Origin of the sequence: Enterobacter sp. JS8-1 (genome assembly GCF_049187015.1) — a bacterium.
Classification (GTDB): Bacteria; Pseudomonadota; Gammaproteobacteria; order Enterobacterales; family Enterobacteriaceae; genus Enterobacter; species Enterobacter mori.
The window spans coordinates 4,041,915-4,056,667 of record NZ_CP185805.1 but is presented as its reverse complement, the minus strand read 5'-3'; the positions used below and the strand labels follow the sequence as shown (position 1 = coordinate 4,056,667).

The 14,753-nt window shown below is 53.9% G+C and carries 18 protein-coding genes; 8 read left to right on the top strand and 10 right to left on the bottom strand.

From position 1 onward, the window contains the following. Positions 1-74 precede the first annotated feature (74 nt). Both dkgA and yqhD read right to left on the bottom strand, forming a co-directional pair. Complete coding sequence (dkgA, locus tag ACOQH0_RS19310; RefSeq protein ID WP_420984272.1) at positions 75-902, bottom strand: 2,5-didehydrogluconate reductase DkgA; 828 nt, start codon at positions 900-902, stop codon at positions 75-77. Positions 903-1,007: 105 nt separating this feature from the next. Then, entirely contained in the window at positions 1,008-2,171 is a 1,164-nt protein-coding gene (gene yqhD / locus ACOQH0_RS19305; protein ID WP_421511018.1) for an alcohol dehydrogenase, read from the bottom strand. A 195-nt stretch (positions 2,172-2,366) separates the two neighbouring features. Here yqhD and ACOQH0_RS19300 point away from each other — a divergent pair, with 195 nt between their 5' ends. Next, on the top strand, positions 2,367-3,266 hold the full coding sequence (locus ACOQH0_RS19300) for an AraC family transcriptional regulator (protein ID WP_336666136.1): 900 nt from the start codon (positions 2,367-2,369) through the stop codon (positions 3,264-3,266). A 39-nt stretch (positions 3,267-3,305) separates the two neighbouring features. On the opposite strand, the gene yghB is transcribed toward ACOQH0_RS19300, so the two are convergent. After that, on the bottom strand, positions 3,306-3,965 hold the full coding sequence (gene yghB, locus ACOQH0_RS19295; RefSeq protein ID WP_089599576.1) for a DedA family general envelope maintenance protein YghB: 660 nt from the start codon (positions 3,963-3,965) through the stop codon (positions 3,306-3,308). Between the two features lie 142 nt (positions 3,966-4,107). Continuing rightward, entirely contained in the window at positions 4,108-5,295 is a 1,188-nt protein-coding gene (gene metC / locus ACOQH0_RS19290; RefSeq protein WP_421511017.1) for a cystathionine beta-lyase, read from the bottom strand. 252 nt (positions 5,296-5,547) lie between these two features. Between metC and exbB the strand changes: the two genes are divergently transcribed. Beyond that, on the top strand, positions 5,548-6,279 hold the full coding sequence (gene exbB / locus ACOQH0_RS19285; RefSeq protein ID WP_010435591.1) for a tol-pal system-associated acyl-CoA thioesterase: 732 nt from the start codon (positions 5,548-5,550) through the stop codon (positions 6,277-6,279). Between the two features lie 4 nt (positions 6,280-6,283). Beyond that, positions 6,284-6,709 (top strand): TonB system transport protein ExbD, encoded by a 426-nt coding sequence (gene exbD, locus ACOQH0_RS19280; protein ID WP_010435590.1) that lies wholly within the window; start codon positions 6,284-6,286, stop codon positions 6,707-6,709. An 83-nt stretch (positions 6,710-6,792) separates the two neighbouring features. Here exbD and ACOQH0_RS19275 read toward each other — a convergent pair whose 3' ends face one another. From ACOQH0_RS19275 to ACOQH0_RS19260, 4 genes are all read right to left on the bottom strand, one after another. Further along, positions 6,793-7,212, bottom strand: coding sequence for a hypothetical protein (locus ACOQH0_RS19275; protein WP_100166416.1), 420 nt, complete (start codon positions 7,210-7,212; stop codon positions 6,793-6,795). A 38-nt stretch (positions 7,213-7,250) separates the two neighbouring features. Continuing rightward, positions 7,251-7,487 (bottom strand): hypothetical protein, encoded by a 237-nt coding sequence (locus tag ACOQH0_RS19270; protein ID WP_421511016.1) that lies wholly within the window; start codon positions 7,485-7,487, stop codon positions 7,251-7,253. Between the two features lie 120 nt (positions 7,488-7,607). Beyond that, complete coding sequence (locus ACOQH0_RS19265; RefSeq protein WP_421511015.1) at positions 7,608-8,066, bottom strand: cytoplasmic protein; 459 nt, start codon at positions 8,064-8,066, stop codon at positions 7,608-7,610. Continuing rightward, the gene (locus tag ACOQH0_RS19260; RefSeq protein ID WP_348553269.1) at positions 8,047-8,451 is read right to left on the bottom strand and encodes a hypothetical protein; all 405 of its coding nucleotides are present in this window, start codon (positions 8,449-8,451) and stop codon (positions 8,047-8,049) included. The genes ACOQH0_RS19265 and ACOQH0_RS19260 overlap by 20 nt, the downstream gene beginning before the upstream one ends. Before the next feature lie 104 nt (positions 8,452-8,555). On the opposite strand from ACOQH0_RS19260, the gene ACOQH0_RS19255 reads away from it, so the two are divergent. Both ACOQH0_RS19255 and ACOQH0_RS19250 read left to right on the top strand, forming a co-directional pair. Beyond that, positions 8,556-9,059: an ESA_00282 family adhesion-associated protein gene (locus tag ACOQH0_RS19255; protein WP_042717810.1), complete on the top strand. Its 504-nt coding sequence runs from the start codon at positions 8,556-8,558 to the stop codon at positions 9,057-9,059. Between the two features lie 81 nt (positions 9,060-9,140). Beyond that, the gene (locus ACOQH0_RS19250) at positions 9,141-9,629 is read left to right on the top strand and encodes a TIGR00645 family protein (RefSeq protein WP_010435582.1); all 489 of its coding nucleotides are present in this window, start codon (positions 9,141-9,143) and stop codon (positions 9,627-9,629) included. 94 nt (positions 9,630-9,723) lie between these two features. Here ACOQH0_RS19250 and ACOQH0_RS19245 read toward each other — a convergent pair whose 3' ends face one another. Continuing rightward, the gene (locus ACOQH0_RS19245) at positions 9,724-10,764 is read right to left on the bottom strand and encodes an aldo/keto reductase (protein WP_421511014.1); all 1,041 of its coding nucleotides are present in this window, start codon (positions 10,762-10,764) and stop codon (positions 9,724-9,726) included. 230 nt (positions 10,765-10,994) lie between these two features. Here ACOQH0_RS19245 and ACOQH0_RS19240 point away from each other — a divergent pair, with 230 nt between their 5' ends. Then, complete coding sequence (locus tag ACOQH0_RS19240) at positions 10,995-12,539, top strand: methyl-accepting chemotaxis protein (protein ID WP_421511013.1); 1,545 nt, start codon at positions 10,995-10,997, stop codon at positions 12,537-12,539. 37 nt (positions 12,540-12,576) lie between these two features. Here the strand turns inward: ACOQH0_RS19240 and fucR are convergent, their stop codons facing one another. Then, complete coding sequence (fucR, locus tag ACOQH0_RS19235; RefSeq protein WP_421511012.1) at positions 12,577-13,293, bottom strand: L-fucose operon activator; 717 nt, start codon at positions 13,291-13,293, stop codon at positions 12,577-12,579. A gap of 196 nt (positions 13,294-13,489) precedes the next feature. Between fucR and ACOQH0_RS19230 the strand changes: the two genes are divergently transcribed. Together ACOQH0_RS19230 and ACOQH0_RS19225 are read left to right on the top strand one after the other, a co-directional pair. After that, entirely contained in the window at positions 13,490-14,092 is a 603-nt protein-coding gene (locus tag ACOQH0_RS19230) for a helix-turn-helix transcriptional regulator (protein WP_421511011.1), read from the top strand. Between the two features lie 13 nt (positions 14,093-14,105). Further along, the gene (locus ACOQH0_RS19225) at positions 14,106-14,747 is read left to right on the top strand and encodes a LuxR C-terminal-related transcriptional regulator (protein WP_421511010.1); all 642 of its coding nucleotides are present in this window, start codon (positions 14,106-14,108) and stop codon (positions 14,745-14,747) included. The last annotated feature ends 6 nt before the right edge of the window (positions 14,748-14,753 follow it).

Below are 14,753 nucleotides of genomic sequence, written 5' to 3'. Positions count from 1 at the left end.
CCCGGCCCTCTCCCACAGGGAGAGGGTGGAAAGCATTCCCTCTCCCTGTGGGAGAGGGTTAGGGTGAGGGGAAACTACCCGCCAAACTGATCCGGATCCGGGCCTAAACGTTTACCTTTATCCAGCTTCGCAATCTCACCCAGCTCATCTTTATCCAGCCGGAAATCCCAGACGTCGAAGTTCTCGGCGATGCGCGACGGCGTGACCGATTTCGGGATTACCACCAGACCGTTGTCCAGATGCCAGCGAATGACAATCTGCGCCGGCGTCTTGCCGTATTTATCCGCCAGCTCACGGATAATTTTCTGATCGAATACCCCTTCGCCGCCCTGCGCCAACGGGCTCCAGGATTCGGTCTGGATCTTATGCGTGGCGTTCCAGGCATGAAGCTGGCGCTGTTGCAGCAGCGGGTGCAGCTCAATCTGGTTGATGACAGGCGCAACGCCGGTTTCATCAATCAGACGCTGCAGGTGATGCACCTGGAAGTTACAGACGCCGATGCTTTTCACCAGCCCCTCTTTTTGCAGGTCAATCATCCCTTTCCAGGCATCAACATAGTGATCGATAGCCGGAACCGGCCAGTGCATCAGCCAGAGATCGACGAAATCGAGCTGGAGCTTTTCCAGGCTCTCCTGCAGGGCTTCGCGGGGGCGCTTTTGATCGTCGTTCCACAGTTTAGTCGTGATGAATAACTCATCGCGGGGGACGCCAGCGCTGGCCAGTGCGGTCCCCACGCCGTCCTCGTTTTTGTACGCGGCGGCGGTATCAATCGACCGATAGCCGACTTCCAGGGCTTTATGAATGGCGGAGACGACCTCGTCGTTACCGGCTTTCCATACACCTAGCCCCAGTTGGGGCATCACGTTGCCGTCCTGCAGCTTGATTACGGTTTGGTTTGCCATTTTTCCTCCTTCAGGTACGCATCGCCGGAGGGGGACTCCGGCGATGGGGTGTGCATTAAGTCTGGACGAAATGTCAAAAAACGAAAGTCGGGAGGGCAAAAACGCTTAGCGCGCCGCTTCGTAAATGCGACGGCTGACGTCCAGCGTAATGTCGCCGTGCTCGCCCAGTTGGGTCATGCCGTGCTCTTCAAGTTTTGCCAGCAGAGCAGGGATGGAGCTGCCGTCCAGACCGTAGCCAGACAGACGCGTTGGCACGCCCAGACCTTCAAAGAAGCTGCGGGTCGCTTCGATGGCGGCATCAATACGCGCATCGTCAGAACCCTCGGTGATGTTCCACACGCGCTCGGCGTACTGCAGCAGCTTGGCACGCTTGGTGTCGCGTTTTTCATTCCACAGGGCAGGCAGAACGACCGCCAGCGTCTGGGCATGATCCAGACCGTGCATCGCCGTCAGCTCGTGGCCCAGCATGTGGGTCGCCCAGTCCTGCGGCACGCCAGCACCAATCAGACCGTTCAGCGCCTGGGTTGCCGCCCACATCACGTTGGCACGCACGTCGTAGTTTTCCGGTTCTTTCAGCGCTTTCGGGCCGTCTTCGACGAGCGTCAGCAGAATGCCTTCCGCGAAGCGATCCTGGATTTTGGCATCGACCGGATACGTGACGTACTGCTCAACGGTATGAACAAAGGCATCGACCACGCCGTTCGCCACCTGACGCGCAGGCAGGGTGTAGGTATACACCGGATCCAGAATGGCAAACACAGGCTGAACGTGTTCGTTCATAAAGGCCTGCTTGTCACCGGTCGTTTTACGGGAGATCACCGCGCCCTTGTTGGATTCAGAGCCAGTCGCTGGCAGGGTCAGCACGGAGCCCATCGGGATGGCGCTTTTAATGTCGCTGCCGCGGGTTTCCAGAATGTGCCACGGATCGATGCCGTCAGCGTAGTGCGCTGCCGCCGCGATGAATTTGGTGCCGTCCAGCACGGAGCCGCCGCCGACCGCCAGCAGGAAGGTGATGTTGTCTTCGCGGGCGATTTTCACCGCGTTCATCAGCGTTTCGTAAGACGGGTTTGGCTCAATGCCGCCGAACTCACGCACGTCCAGCCCGTCCAGGGCGCTGTAAACCTGATCCAGCACGCCGGTTTTTTTCACGCTGCCGCCACCGTAGGTAAGCAGCACGCGGGCGTCAGCGGGGATTTGCGCGCGCAGGTCGGCGATGGCGTCTTTACCAAACAGAATGCGGGTTGGGGTGTGAAGATTAAAGTTGTTCATTGCTCGTTCCCTTTAGTGGGTGAAAAACCGTGGTGGCGCAGAGGGCTACCTGATGCTGCACATTGTGGCCGCCCGGGGCTATCCTCTCAATGCACATTCCTGCCGATGTCTTGCCCATTTCTACAGAGCGCTGGAGAAAGCGCGGAAAAGCACGCACACTGTCAGCGTCGGAAACCGTACCCGGAGTAACGTAATATGAACCGTGAAGCGATCTGCCATCAGCTCACTACGCAGATTAAGAGACTGATAGATAACGAAAATGGTGTCAGTAACCTGCTTCCTGACATTCGCCTGCTCTACGGCACGCAGCCCGGGACGCGCACGCCGGTGATGTACCAGCCGGGCATCGTTTTTCTCTTCTCGGGCCATAAAATTGGCTATATCAACGAGCGCGTGTTCCGCTACGACACCAATGAATACCTGCTTCTGACAGTACCTTTACCCTTCGAATGTGAAACCTTCGCGACAGAGGCGGTTCCACTGGCCGGTATTCGCGTCAACGTCGATATTCTTCAGCTGCAGGAGCTGCTGATGGAGATTGGTGAAGACGAGTTTTTCCAGCCTTCGATGGCGGCAAGCGGGATTAACTCAGCGACGCTGTCGGAGGAGATCCTCTGCGCCATTGAACGTCTGCTGGACGTGATGGAAAGGCCGCTGGACGCGCGTATTCTCGGCAAGCAGATTATCCGTGAAATTATTTACCATGTGCTGCTGGGGCCGGGAGGCGGTGCGTTACTGGCGCTGGTGAGCCGACAGACCCACTTCAGCCTGATCAGCCGCGTGCTCAAGCGTATCGAAAGCCAGTACACGGAAAACCTCAGCGTCGACCAGCTGGCGGCGGAAGCGAACATGAGCGTCTCGGCGTTTCACCATAACTTCAAATCGGTGACCAGCACCTCGCCGCTGCAATACCTTAAAACCTACCGTTTGCACAAGGCGCGGATGCTGATGATCCACGATGGCATGAAGGCCAGCGCGGCGGCGATGCGGGTGGGTTATGAAAGCGCGTCGCAGTTCAGTCGGGAGTTTAAGCGCTATTTCGGCGTCACGCCGGGAGAAGATGCGTCGCGCATCCGAACCATGCAGGGAGCTTAGGCTTTTTTTCCCTCTCCCTATGGGGAGAGGGTGAGGGGATCAGGCGCTGCAGTACTTTTTCTTAATCACCACCGCAATCGTCCCTACCAGCCCCGCCACCAACAGGAACATCGGCAGCACCATCAGGAAGGTCATCACCTGGTCTTCATGCTGTTTCACAAACGGGATCATGTTCAGCGCGTAGCCGAGTGTGGTGACTACACCAACCCACAGCAGGGCGCTCAGCCAGTTGAAGAACTGGAAACGGCGGTTCGACAGGCCGGAAATGCCCGCCATGGTGGGCAGAAGCGTGCGAACAAATGCCAGGAAACGCCCGGCGAGCAGCGCCAGCAGGCCGTGCCGGTCAAACATGCAGGTCGCGCGCTGATGATATTTATGCGGCAACTGCGCCAGCCAGCCTTTTACGACGCGGGTATTCCCAAGCCAGCGGCCCTGTAAATAGCTCAGCCAGCAGCCCAGGCTGGCGGCTGACGTGAGGATCACCATCGTCGGCGTGAAGTCCATCACTCCCTTGCCGATTAACGCGCCTGCGAGCAGAAGCAGGCTGTCACCGGGGAGAAACGAAGCTGGCAGTAATCCATTTTCCAGAAACAGCGTCGCGAACATCACGAAGTAAACAATCCCCACGACGTGCGGATCCGCCAGCGCGGCAAAATCGTGTTGCCAGAGCGCCGCAATAATATCTTGAATAACAGCCATGGACTTTCCTGTGGAACAGCAGATATAACGCTATTGTACTCCCGAATTGGCCCGCTGGGGTTGATCGCGGACGCAACTCATGCAGACTTTTCTGCTTGCAGTGTTCACAAAAACGTCCAGGAGTACATTTTCAGCCTGCACTCTACACGATACGTTCAAACCCTGCTGACAAATCCGCAATTAAATCGTCCACATTTTCTAAACCAATATGCAATCGAATCAGCGTGCCGCTGAAGTCCACTTCGCCGCCGGGGCGCAGGGCCGCAATTTGTTCCGGCTGGTTAGGCAGGATCAGGGATTCAAAGCCGCCCCAGGAGTAGGCCATGCTGAAGAGGGTAAAATTATCCAGATAGCTTGCCAGCTCGTCGTTGTTCAGCCGCTTTTTCAGCACGAAGGAGAACAGGCCGCTGCTGCCCGTAAAGTCACGTTGCCAGAATTCGTGACCTTTACTGCCCGGCAGCGCAGGGTGATTCACGCGCTCCACCTGCTGATGCTGCGCCAGCCACTCGGCAACTCTCAGGCTGCTTTCATGGTGTTGACGCAGACGAACTCCCAGCGTGCGGATGCCCCGGCTGGTCATGTAGGCCGTGTCTGCGTCCACCATTTGCCCCATCAGATAGGCGTTTTCACGCAGCTGATCCCAGCAGCGCGCGTTGGAGACCGCCGTGCCAATCATGCCGTCCGAGTGCCCAATCAGGTATTTTGTCGCCGCCTGAATCGAAATATCAATATCGAATTCCAGCGCCTTAAACAGCACGCCTGCCGCCCAGGTGTTGTCGATCATGATAATCGCATCCGGCGCTTTGCTGCGCACGGCCTTCACGATGGCAGGCACGTCGTGCACTTCCATGGTGATTGAGCCGGGAGATTCCAGGAACACAATGCGCGTGTTTGGCTGAATAAGTTCGGCAATGCCTTCCCCGATCAGCGGGTCAAACCAGCCGGTGGTCACGCCGAGCTTGCTGAGGATTTTGGTGCAGAAATCCTGGCTTGGCTCGTAGGCGGTGTTGGTCATCAGGATATGATCGCCCTGTTCCACAAACGCCAGAATGGTGTTGGCAACCGCCGCCGCGCCGCAGGGGAACAGTGCACAGCCCACGCCGCCTTCCAGCTCGCACATGGCTTCCTGCAGAGAAAAATGGGTTAGCGTGCCGCGACGACCATAAAACAGCCCGCCTTTCGCGCGGTTGCGCGTGGCGATTTTTTTCTCCTCAACCGTATCAAACACCAGCGAGGAAGCGCGTTGAATCACGCTGTTTACCGATCCCTGGGTGTATTTCTTGCTGCGTCCTGCCTGCACCAGCGTGGTATCAAGATGCTTCTTTGTCATGTTCGCTAACCCTGTTTTTTATACGTCTGGACGTCCAGACTACCACGATTGTAAAAATGTGCACCCGGATGCTTATCGAATAAGCAGAAAATATTATGAAAAATACGCATAAGAAATTTTTACTGCGTAAGCGCAAGGAATGTGAGCGAAAATTACGGCACTATGTAAATACTAATGAGAACTACTATCAATTCGACGACGTTTTGATATTATTACGCTCAGATTTTGTGATTTGCGTCCTGGAGATACAGAGTGGGTAATAATTTGATGCAAACGGATCTCTCCGTTTGGGGCATGTATCATCATGCTGACATCGTGGTTAAGATTGTGATGATCGGCCTGATTCTGGCGTCCGTTGTCACCTGGGCAATTTTCTTCAGCAAGAGCGCCGAGCTGCTTTCTCAGAAGCGCCGCCTTAAGCGCGAACAGCAGCAGCTGGCCGAAGCCCGCTCTCTGGATCAGGCTTCTGATATGACCTCATCCTTCCATGCGAAAAGCCTGACCAGCATGTTAGTTAATGAAGCACAGAACGAGCTGGAACTCTCCGCAGGCAGTGAAGATAACGAAGGCATTAAAGAACGTACCGGCTTCCGTCTGGAACGCCGCGTAGCTGCCGTCGGTCGTCATATGGGCCGCGGTAATGGTTATCTGGCGACCATCGGGGCGATTTCTCCGTTCGTCGGCCTGTTCGGTACCGTCTGGGGCATCATGAACAGCTTTATCGGCATCGCGCAGACTCAAACGACTAACCTGGCGGTGGTTGCACCAGGCATCGCAGAAGCGCTGCTGGCAACGGCCATTGGTCTGGTTGCCGCGATCCCTGCGGTCGTAATCTATAACATCTTCGCGCGTATGATTGGCAGCTACAAAGCCACGCTCGGTGACGTTGCTGCACAGGTTCTGCTGCTGCAAAGCCGTGACCTGGACCTCAACGCCAGCTCCGTTAAACCGGTGCATGCGGCCTCTAAACTGCGCGTAGGTTGATCGTATGGCAATGCGTCTAAACGAAAATCTGGACGATAACGGTGAAATGCATGAGATCAACGTGACGCCGTTTATCGACGTCATGCTGGTTCTGCTGATTATCTTTATGGTGGCTGCACCCTTGGCGACGGTCGACGTGAAGGTGAATCTCCCGGCCTCGTCCAGCCAGCCGCAGCCGCGCCCGGAAAAGCCTATCTATCTGTCGGTGAAAGCGGATAAATCCATGTTCCTGGGTAACGACCCGGTAACGGATGCGTCAGTCATTCCGGCGCTGGATCAGCTGACCGGCGGCAAGAAAGACACCACCGTCTTCTTCCGTGCAGATAAGACCGTCGACTATGAAACCATGATGAGGGTGATGGACACGCTGCATCAGGCGGGGTACCTGAAGATTGGTCTGGTTGGCGAAGAAAAAGCGGCCGCGAAGTGATAAGGAAGCTGGCGAAAGCCAGCTTTTTTCATTGTGAGGGAGCACGGCCAATCTAACGAGTAATAGCGTATACGGTTTTCCTCTCAACGTGTTCCGGTCGCGTTGAGGTTGATAACGGGCATGATAGCCACATTACCGGCGTAAAAGAGATCTGAATTAGTAAACGAATAAATACGTCCGGTAATGGTTGCGTTGACGTGCGAACCGTACCCAGTGATTCTGGCGCTGCCGGTATCAGCAACCATAAACGGTGTCCTCTTTTTCAGATGGTTAAGCGGATTTGCTTGTTGCTTGGCGTCAAGATAATAGCGGTACACATCTGAAACCGTCGCTCCTCCGCCCTTGTACTTAGTGATGTATAAATACATATCAGATGTAATTTGTTGTTCTGAATAAAGTTCATCATCTGGCGGCTGGTTGGCGTAATACTGAAATACCACAAAAACGAGTAGTGCGACAGTCAGCGCGCGATGCAACCATTTAATAACCGTGCTGCCTGGCATAATCAATTCCTTGTTTAATCCAAAACTGATCGTGCGGGTCATCCCCATAAGGTAGCCAGGTCATGGCGCTGTTGTTTGTAATCCCACGGACCATGATTTCTGACCTGTTGATAAAACCAGTAATAGGTTTGCGGTAGCGCCATATTTCGTCCCACGCTATGCGTGCTGGCTTCGCGCATGTTGTCTAAAACAACGCTCGTTCCTCTGGTTGGCATGAGGGGCAGTACAGCCATGATTGCATCCTTGCAGTTTGATTTTTGGGGATATTTACCCATGATCAATCCTTGAACATTGATACACATCATTTAAGGCGGTGATTTTTTCTCCGCGCAATCGTATTACAACAAGCGCGCAGGAGTTGTGATTTTCTACGACCAGAAAGAGGAAAAGAGTATTTAGCTTTTAGTTTCGGCGGGGTGGGTTGCCAGTGCATCCTCATCAAGCGCAACGCACGTGATGTTTGAGGTGCGATAATCCCCCTCAGACAGTTTACGGGTCAGGCGCAGCGTCGCGGTCTCTCTCGCCAGCAGATACTGATAATTGGCCTCCAGACGTCCCAGAAGCTTCTCTTTCAGCTCCGGGCGCTGCTCGATGATGGCATTCATCACGGCACCGTAGATCTCTTCTTTTACCTGTAACGGGTATATTTCGCGGCGGTTCTGCCATTTCAGGCGCACGAGCGTGGCCGGGATCGATACCAGATCCTGGGTAATACGCGTCATCTCTTCATTTTTACTCTTTTTTAATGCTTCGAGATTTTGCTTTAAGATAAATTCATCGCTTTTTTTATCATCTAAAGTCAAATAGACATTATTATCATTAACTGGTTTCACGTTAATCTTCCCCGAAGTCATAAAAAATGGGGGCGTTTTTTTCTCGAGTAATTAAATTAAGCCAAATTTCATTACCCATTTCGTTTATTTCTTTGGTCTTTTCAGCCATTATTTGACTGAGCTGCTGGGCATCTATTTCACCTTCGGCTTGCAGGTCATTCAGCAGGTGCGCCAAGGCTTCAATTTTCACAGCGCGAAATAAACGGTCTTTAATATGGCGGTCATGCTCCTCCAACACCATATTACGGGATTTGCCCGTTCGGGAAACACCAATTAATATGTCAGACTCGAAATCGGAGAGCTTTCTTTTTCCCTGAGTAAAATTAGCCTCTTTTTCTTCTTTCGTCGGTTGCTGTTCCACAGGCGTAATGTGGTACTTAGCCGGGACGAGACTGTCGGGCAGCATTTTTTAATTTCCTTTAATTTCAACAGGGTGGGGTTGGTAAAGGCGTGAGATTCGTTGACAATAACATGAGGCAATTTTAAAATCAAAAAAAATGGAGCCTACCCATGAACAGCATTTTCTTTACGGTCATCACATTACTATTACTGACCGCTGGTGTGCTTTTATTGATGCAAGAGTTCAATAAAACGAAAGTGTCGAAAGACGCCAGTGAACCGCCGCAACCAGAGTTGATGACAAAAGAGGAAGGAGAAGATCATTTCTCTGTATTGATGAACTCGGTGACACCGGTTTGGTACTGGCGGGTGAACCATGAATATATCGACTTTTTGCACGCGACAATTAAGCGGATGAAAATGTCAGAAATTAATGACACGCCGGGGTTGTTTGAAGCGCAGCGTCGCTGCAGCGACCTGAATTCCGCTGTCTATAAATATTATGACAATATCAAAAAGCGCTGTCTTAATGGCGAGAAAGTCTCGTATTCCGACCTGGACGTATTAAACCTGCGTCAGTGTTTTCGCGAGTTCAGTCTGGAAGCCTACCCGGAGCTGGTGGTATTGGTCTGGCCGGAGTACGCGCGACCGGAGGTTAACCCGGAAGAGGTGTAGGCGTGGTGTTGGTTAGTTGTTGCAAACAGTGAGCGTCGTTGAGATATACTGCCCGCTGGTTTCGATTGCAGACAGGACTCTATGGAACGCTTTTTTGAAAACGCAATGTACGCCTCTCGCTGGCTGCTGGCACCCGTTTATTTTGGCCTTTCCCTGGCACTGGTCGCGCTGAGCATAAAGTTCTTCCAGGAAATTTTTCACGTCTTGCCAGACATCTTCTCGATCGCCGAAGCGGACCTGATTCTGGTGCTGCTGTCGCTGGTGGACATGACGCTGGTGGGCGGACTGCTGGTGATGGTGATGTTCTCTGGCTATGAGAACTTCGTTTCCCAGCTTGATATCGCCGAGCACAAAGAGAAGCTCAACTGGCTGGGCAAAATGGATGCCTCGTCGCTGAAGAACAAAGTGGCTGCGTCGATTGTGGCGATCTCCTCTATTCATCTGTTACGCGTGTTTATGGACGCGAAAAACGTCCCGGATAACAAACTGATGTGGTATGTGATCATCCACCTGACGTTTGTGCTGTCTGCGTTTGTGATGGGGTATCTGGATAAGATCAGTAAGAAATAATTTCCCCCTCACCCTAACCCTCTCCCACAGGGAGAGGGGATAGTCAGCTCCCTCTCCCTGTGGGAGAGGGCCGGGGAGAGGGCATCAGACCGCACTATTTATCCGACGACCCCTGCCACAGATTCAACTCCCCATCCGCCACATGCTGGTCAATCCGCTTGAGTTCGTCCTCCGTAAAGCGCAGGTTTTCCAGCGCCTGAACGTTCTCCTCCAGCTGTTCTGGACGGCTCGCACCTATCAGCACCGACGTCACGCGTTCATCTTTGAGCAGCCAGCTCAACGCCATCTGCGCCATGGTTTGCCCACGCGCATTCGCCATTTCATTCAGCAGGCGCAGGCTGTTCAGGTTGGCTTCGGTCAGCATTTTTTCCGTCAGGCCGCGCACCTTTTTGCCTTCGCGCTGCATGCGTGAACCTTGAGGAATTCCGTTCAGGTATTTCCCGGTCAGCAGACCCTGCGCCAGCGGGGTGAAGGCGATACAGCCCGTCCCGTTTGCTTCAAGCGCATCCAGCAAACCGGTCTTGTCGACCCAGCGGTTAAGCAAGTTGTAAGACGGCTGGTGGATCAGCAGCGGGATTTTCCACTCGCGCAGCAGCTCGGCCATTTTCTGCGTGCGCTCGGTTGAGTAGGAGGAGATGCCCACATACAGCGCTTTGCCGCTCTGTACGGCATGCGCCAGCGCTGAGGCCGTCTCTTCCATTGGCGTGTTTTCATCCACGCGGTGGGAATAGAAAATATCCACATACTCCACGCCCATACGCTTCAGGCTTTGGTCGAGACTGGCGAGCAGATATTTACGTGAACCGCCGGAACCATACGGCCCCGGCCACATGTCGTAGCCCGCTTTGGTGGAGATAATCAGCTCGTCGCGATACGCGGCAAAATCTTCGCGCAGGAGGCGGCCAAAATTCTCCTCGGCGCTGCCCGCCGGTGGCCCGTAGTTATTGGCGAGATCAAAATGGGTGATGCCGAGGTCGAAAGCTTTACGCAACAGCGCCCGCTGGGCATCCAGCGGCTGGACGTGGCCGAAGCTATGCCACAGTCCCAGTGACAGCGCGGGCAGACGCAGGCCGCTTTTCCCGCAGTAGCGGTACTGCATATTCTCATAGCGGCCGGTGTAAGGGTGCCAGGACATGATGTCTCCTTTCTTATCGATGAATTTTCGAAACAGCGTTTTCATTCTGAACTTATCACATCACCCATTACATCACTAAGCGTGGGCATAATGGTTAACGGCAGCTGTGTGACCTGTGAAGCCACACTAATTAAAAATAATCACAAAAGGTTATAATTTCCGCGCTCCCTGCCGATAACGAGAGTAGTACTCGCCTCTGGGCGAACTCACCCTCTCGGCAAGGAAGATTTATGAATATGCTCCGTAATTTCACGATCCGCTTCGTCATGCTGACGATTCTTGGGATCTTTTGTTTAATGTGGGCGGGGGTTGGGCTATACAGCACCTGGTCACTGTCTCGCGTTTCTGATGGTAACGAAGTGGATCGGCAGCTGGTCAAACAGATGACGGTACTCAGTCAGGGTAACGATCAGTATTTCCGTTTCGTCACCCGTTTGAGCCGCGCAATGGAGGTCAAAGCCGCAGGCGGCACGCCGGACCTGGCCTCTGCCCAACAGGCGCTGGATAACATGAGTAAGAAGCTGGCCGAAATGAAGGCCATCTCCCCCGGTCCCATGGACGAACAGGTTTCTGCTCAGGTCATTAGCAGCTGGCAGGCCCTGCTCGATCAGGGCGTAACCCCGCAGATGCAGCAGGCTAAGCAGTCGCTGGACGGCTATCGTCAGCAGGCCAACAACGTCACGCCACCGCTGAGCCGCGCGTTCGGTGCCGCGGCGGAGAACTTTAACAACGCCGCCGCGAAGTCGCTCGACAGCACCCGCGTGGTGGTGGACGGCCTGACCAGCATGACCCGCACGGTGATTATCGTCGCCACGATTATTGGCCTGCTGATCCTGCTTTTCACCGACCGTTACCTGGTGGCGATGCTGGTGAAACCGCTGGCTCGTATTCGCCAGCAGTTCCGCCAGATTGCCCAGGGCGATCTCAGCCAGCCGATTGAGCCGTTTGGCCGCAACTGCGTGGGACAGCTGGTTCCCTTACTGAGCGCCATGCAGGACAGCCTGCGTGAAGCGGTCAGCACCATCCGCTCCGGCAGCGAAAATATCTGGCGCGGCGCGACGGAGATCTCCAGCGGGAACAACGATCTCTCGTCCCGTACGGAAGAGCAGGCCGCCGCGCTGGAAGAGACCGCCGCGAGTATGGAGCAGCTTACGGCGACGGTAAAACTGAACGCCGAAAGCGCACGTCAGGCCAGCGAGCTGGCGGACGTGGCTTCGACGACCGCCAGCCGTGGCGGTTCGCTGGTAGAAGACGTGGTCACCACCATGAGCGGTATTTCTGACAGTTCGAAGAAGATCGCGGAAATTACCACCGTGATTAACAGCATTGCGTTCCAGACCAATATTCTGGCGCTCAACGCAGCCGTTGAGGCAGCGCGTGCAGGGGAACAGGGGCGTGGCTTCGCCGTGGTTGCGGGTGAAGTGCGTAATCTGGCCAGCCGCAGCGCCAATGCGGCAAAAGAGATTGAAGGGCTGATTGCCGATTCCGTTTCCCGCGTGGAGCAGGGCGCACGGCTGGTGAACGACACCGGCACGACGATGGAAGCGATTCTGCGCGACGTGACCGAAGTGACGACCATCATGAAGCAAATTGCGTCTGCGTCAGAAGAGCAAAGTAAGGGCATTTCTCAGGTGGGCATCGCTATCACCCAGATGGATGGCGTCACCCAACAGAACGCCTCGCTGGTGGAGCAGGTCTCTGCCGCTGCCGCAGCCCTGGAACGCCAGACTGAAGAGCTTCAGCGCTCGGTGCAAAAATTCCGCCTCACCGCATAACCTTATCGGGTCGGGTCGCCTGTCGCGGCCTGACCCCTTATCCCCCTGAAAGACGATCCCGCTGAATCACCTGCGTCACCTGTGACAGCTGGCCTATCCTCACCTCACTTGACCGCTGGAATTTGCTTTTATCAATCAGCAGCAGCGACTGGCCTGCGCGGCTTAACAGCAGTGATTTAAAGACCGCGTTATGCTCTACCGGATCCCACAGCGTGCCCTGCTCATCAACGCCTTCGCAGGAGAAGATAAACAGGTCTATCTCCAGCCCTTTCAGCTGCGTAAGCAGCGCCGGATTGACGTAGCAGCGGTACTTGCGATCAAGCGTGCCGCCGGTGCAGATAAGCGTGATCCGCTCGCGTTTGGCCATCTCATGACAGATCGGCAGGCTATTGGTAAAGACGGTGAGTTCGATATCCGGGAGCTGGCGCGCCAGGTGAAAACAGGTTGAACTGGCATCGAGGGCGATGGTCATCCCTTCGCTGATCCAGTCCAGCGCGTGACGGGCGATATCGACTTTATCGGCGTAATGGCTTTTTAAGCGCGCGCCAAACGGCTCTCCGCTGTCGCGGCTGTTCAGATGGATAAGCCGCGCGCGGCCGTGCTGGCGCAGGATCTTACCCTGCTGCTGAAGGGCATTCAGATCGCGACGGATCGTCTCCCTGCTGACGGCGAGCGTTTCTGCCAGTGCGTCAGTGGTTAGCCAGTCGCAGCCGCTCAGGAGGTCAATAATGTGCTGCTGTCGGGTCAGCTTCATGCATCAGCCCACTTTGATAGAAATAAAAATGATTCTTGCTAGTTTATCGGGGCTTGTAAATATGCTGTTGAAAAAAGAGAGGAACTTTCGATAAGGCATCTAAGGGAGGCGAGATCCAATATTGGACGCCATTTGCGTTGAATAAACCCTGCTGAGAATTATCCTGTATCTCTAAATTTTTATAGGATATTTCGCAATGGAAGGCCTTTATTCGGATATTCGGGTGATCCTTTTCGAGCCTCGGGGATTGATACGCTCTGGAGTTTGTTCGTTTTTACAACAGAATAACGTAAAGGTTATTCCATGCAGCTCTGTAGAACATCTTACCGAGGAGCTGTGTGCGCTAACCGATGAACAAAAATACCTGTTAGTAGGAGCTGGCGGCCTGGGCAATATGCTGCCAGGTCTGGTTCGCCTGATCCATTCTTCCCGAAAAATGCCTTTAACCTCCATGGTTTACCTTCCAATGAACGATACGTTGTTAACGAAGATGCTTACAGCGGCGGGAGCCAGGCGCTGTCTCACGGAAGACGTGCTGGAAGGTCAACTGCTTAAAGAGATAGCTGCGGCCGACGCGATACAACAGCGTAGAGAATATTTTTCTCCTGCCGAGCTTAATATTGTTCTGGATTACGCGGCCGGAATGCAAACGCGGGATATCGCGAACCGTCGCAAGTGCAGTTACAAAACGGTATTCACGTTCAAGCGTAACGCCCGTATTCGTATGAACATTGATACTCATGCGGGCTGGACCCTTTTAATGTCTCATCTTTCGCAGCTCACCTCACTCTATGATTAAGGTTGTCATTTTTATGTGCCAGATCCGTTATGTAGCCTGTACCGATATTTATCTTTCTGGGATACGTGGCTGCCTGGACAATCTTGCCAGCCATCATCAAGGCTGGAGTTATCAATTATCCCCGTTAGGGCTAAATGACCATGCGAATGTAGTTATTGTGGATGGCACTCAGTACAAGACGATGCAGGATATACCTCAGTCCATACTCTCTTTACTGCAAAAAAAATCCACCCTGGTTTTAGTGAATGCTTTTCAGCAAGTGCTGGCAGGACGCCTTGAGAAAGAGTGTCGCTGTTCATTACTTTGCGTCGATGAAATGACGTTTCACCTCCGCGACATTCTGGATGTAACGATGCGCGGCAAACGCTACCTCAGTCCGCTTATTATGCGCTTTCGGCAGAAGATATCTGAAGAGACCTCCACCAGGCTGACGCTGGCAGAGCATCGGATCATGGTATTCCTGAAGCAGGGATACTCGGGTGTTGAAATAGCGAGACTACTTTATCGCAGTGAGAAAACGGTCAGCAGCCATAAGCGTAGAATTATGAAAAAGCTCGGCGCGAAGAGTGACGTAGAGTTAAGCCAAAAAATAAATACGTTAAGCAAATACGTTAATAGCCCCGGGCGTCATTCAGGGCGTTTCGAGAGGATATAAAGCGAG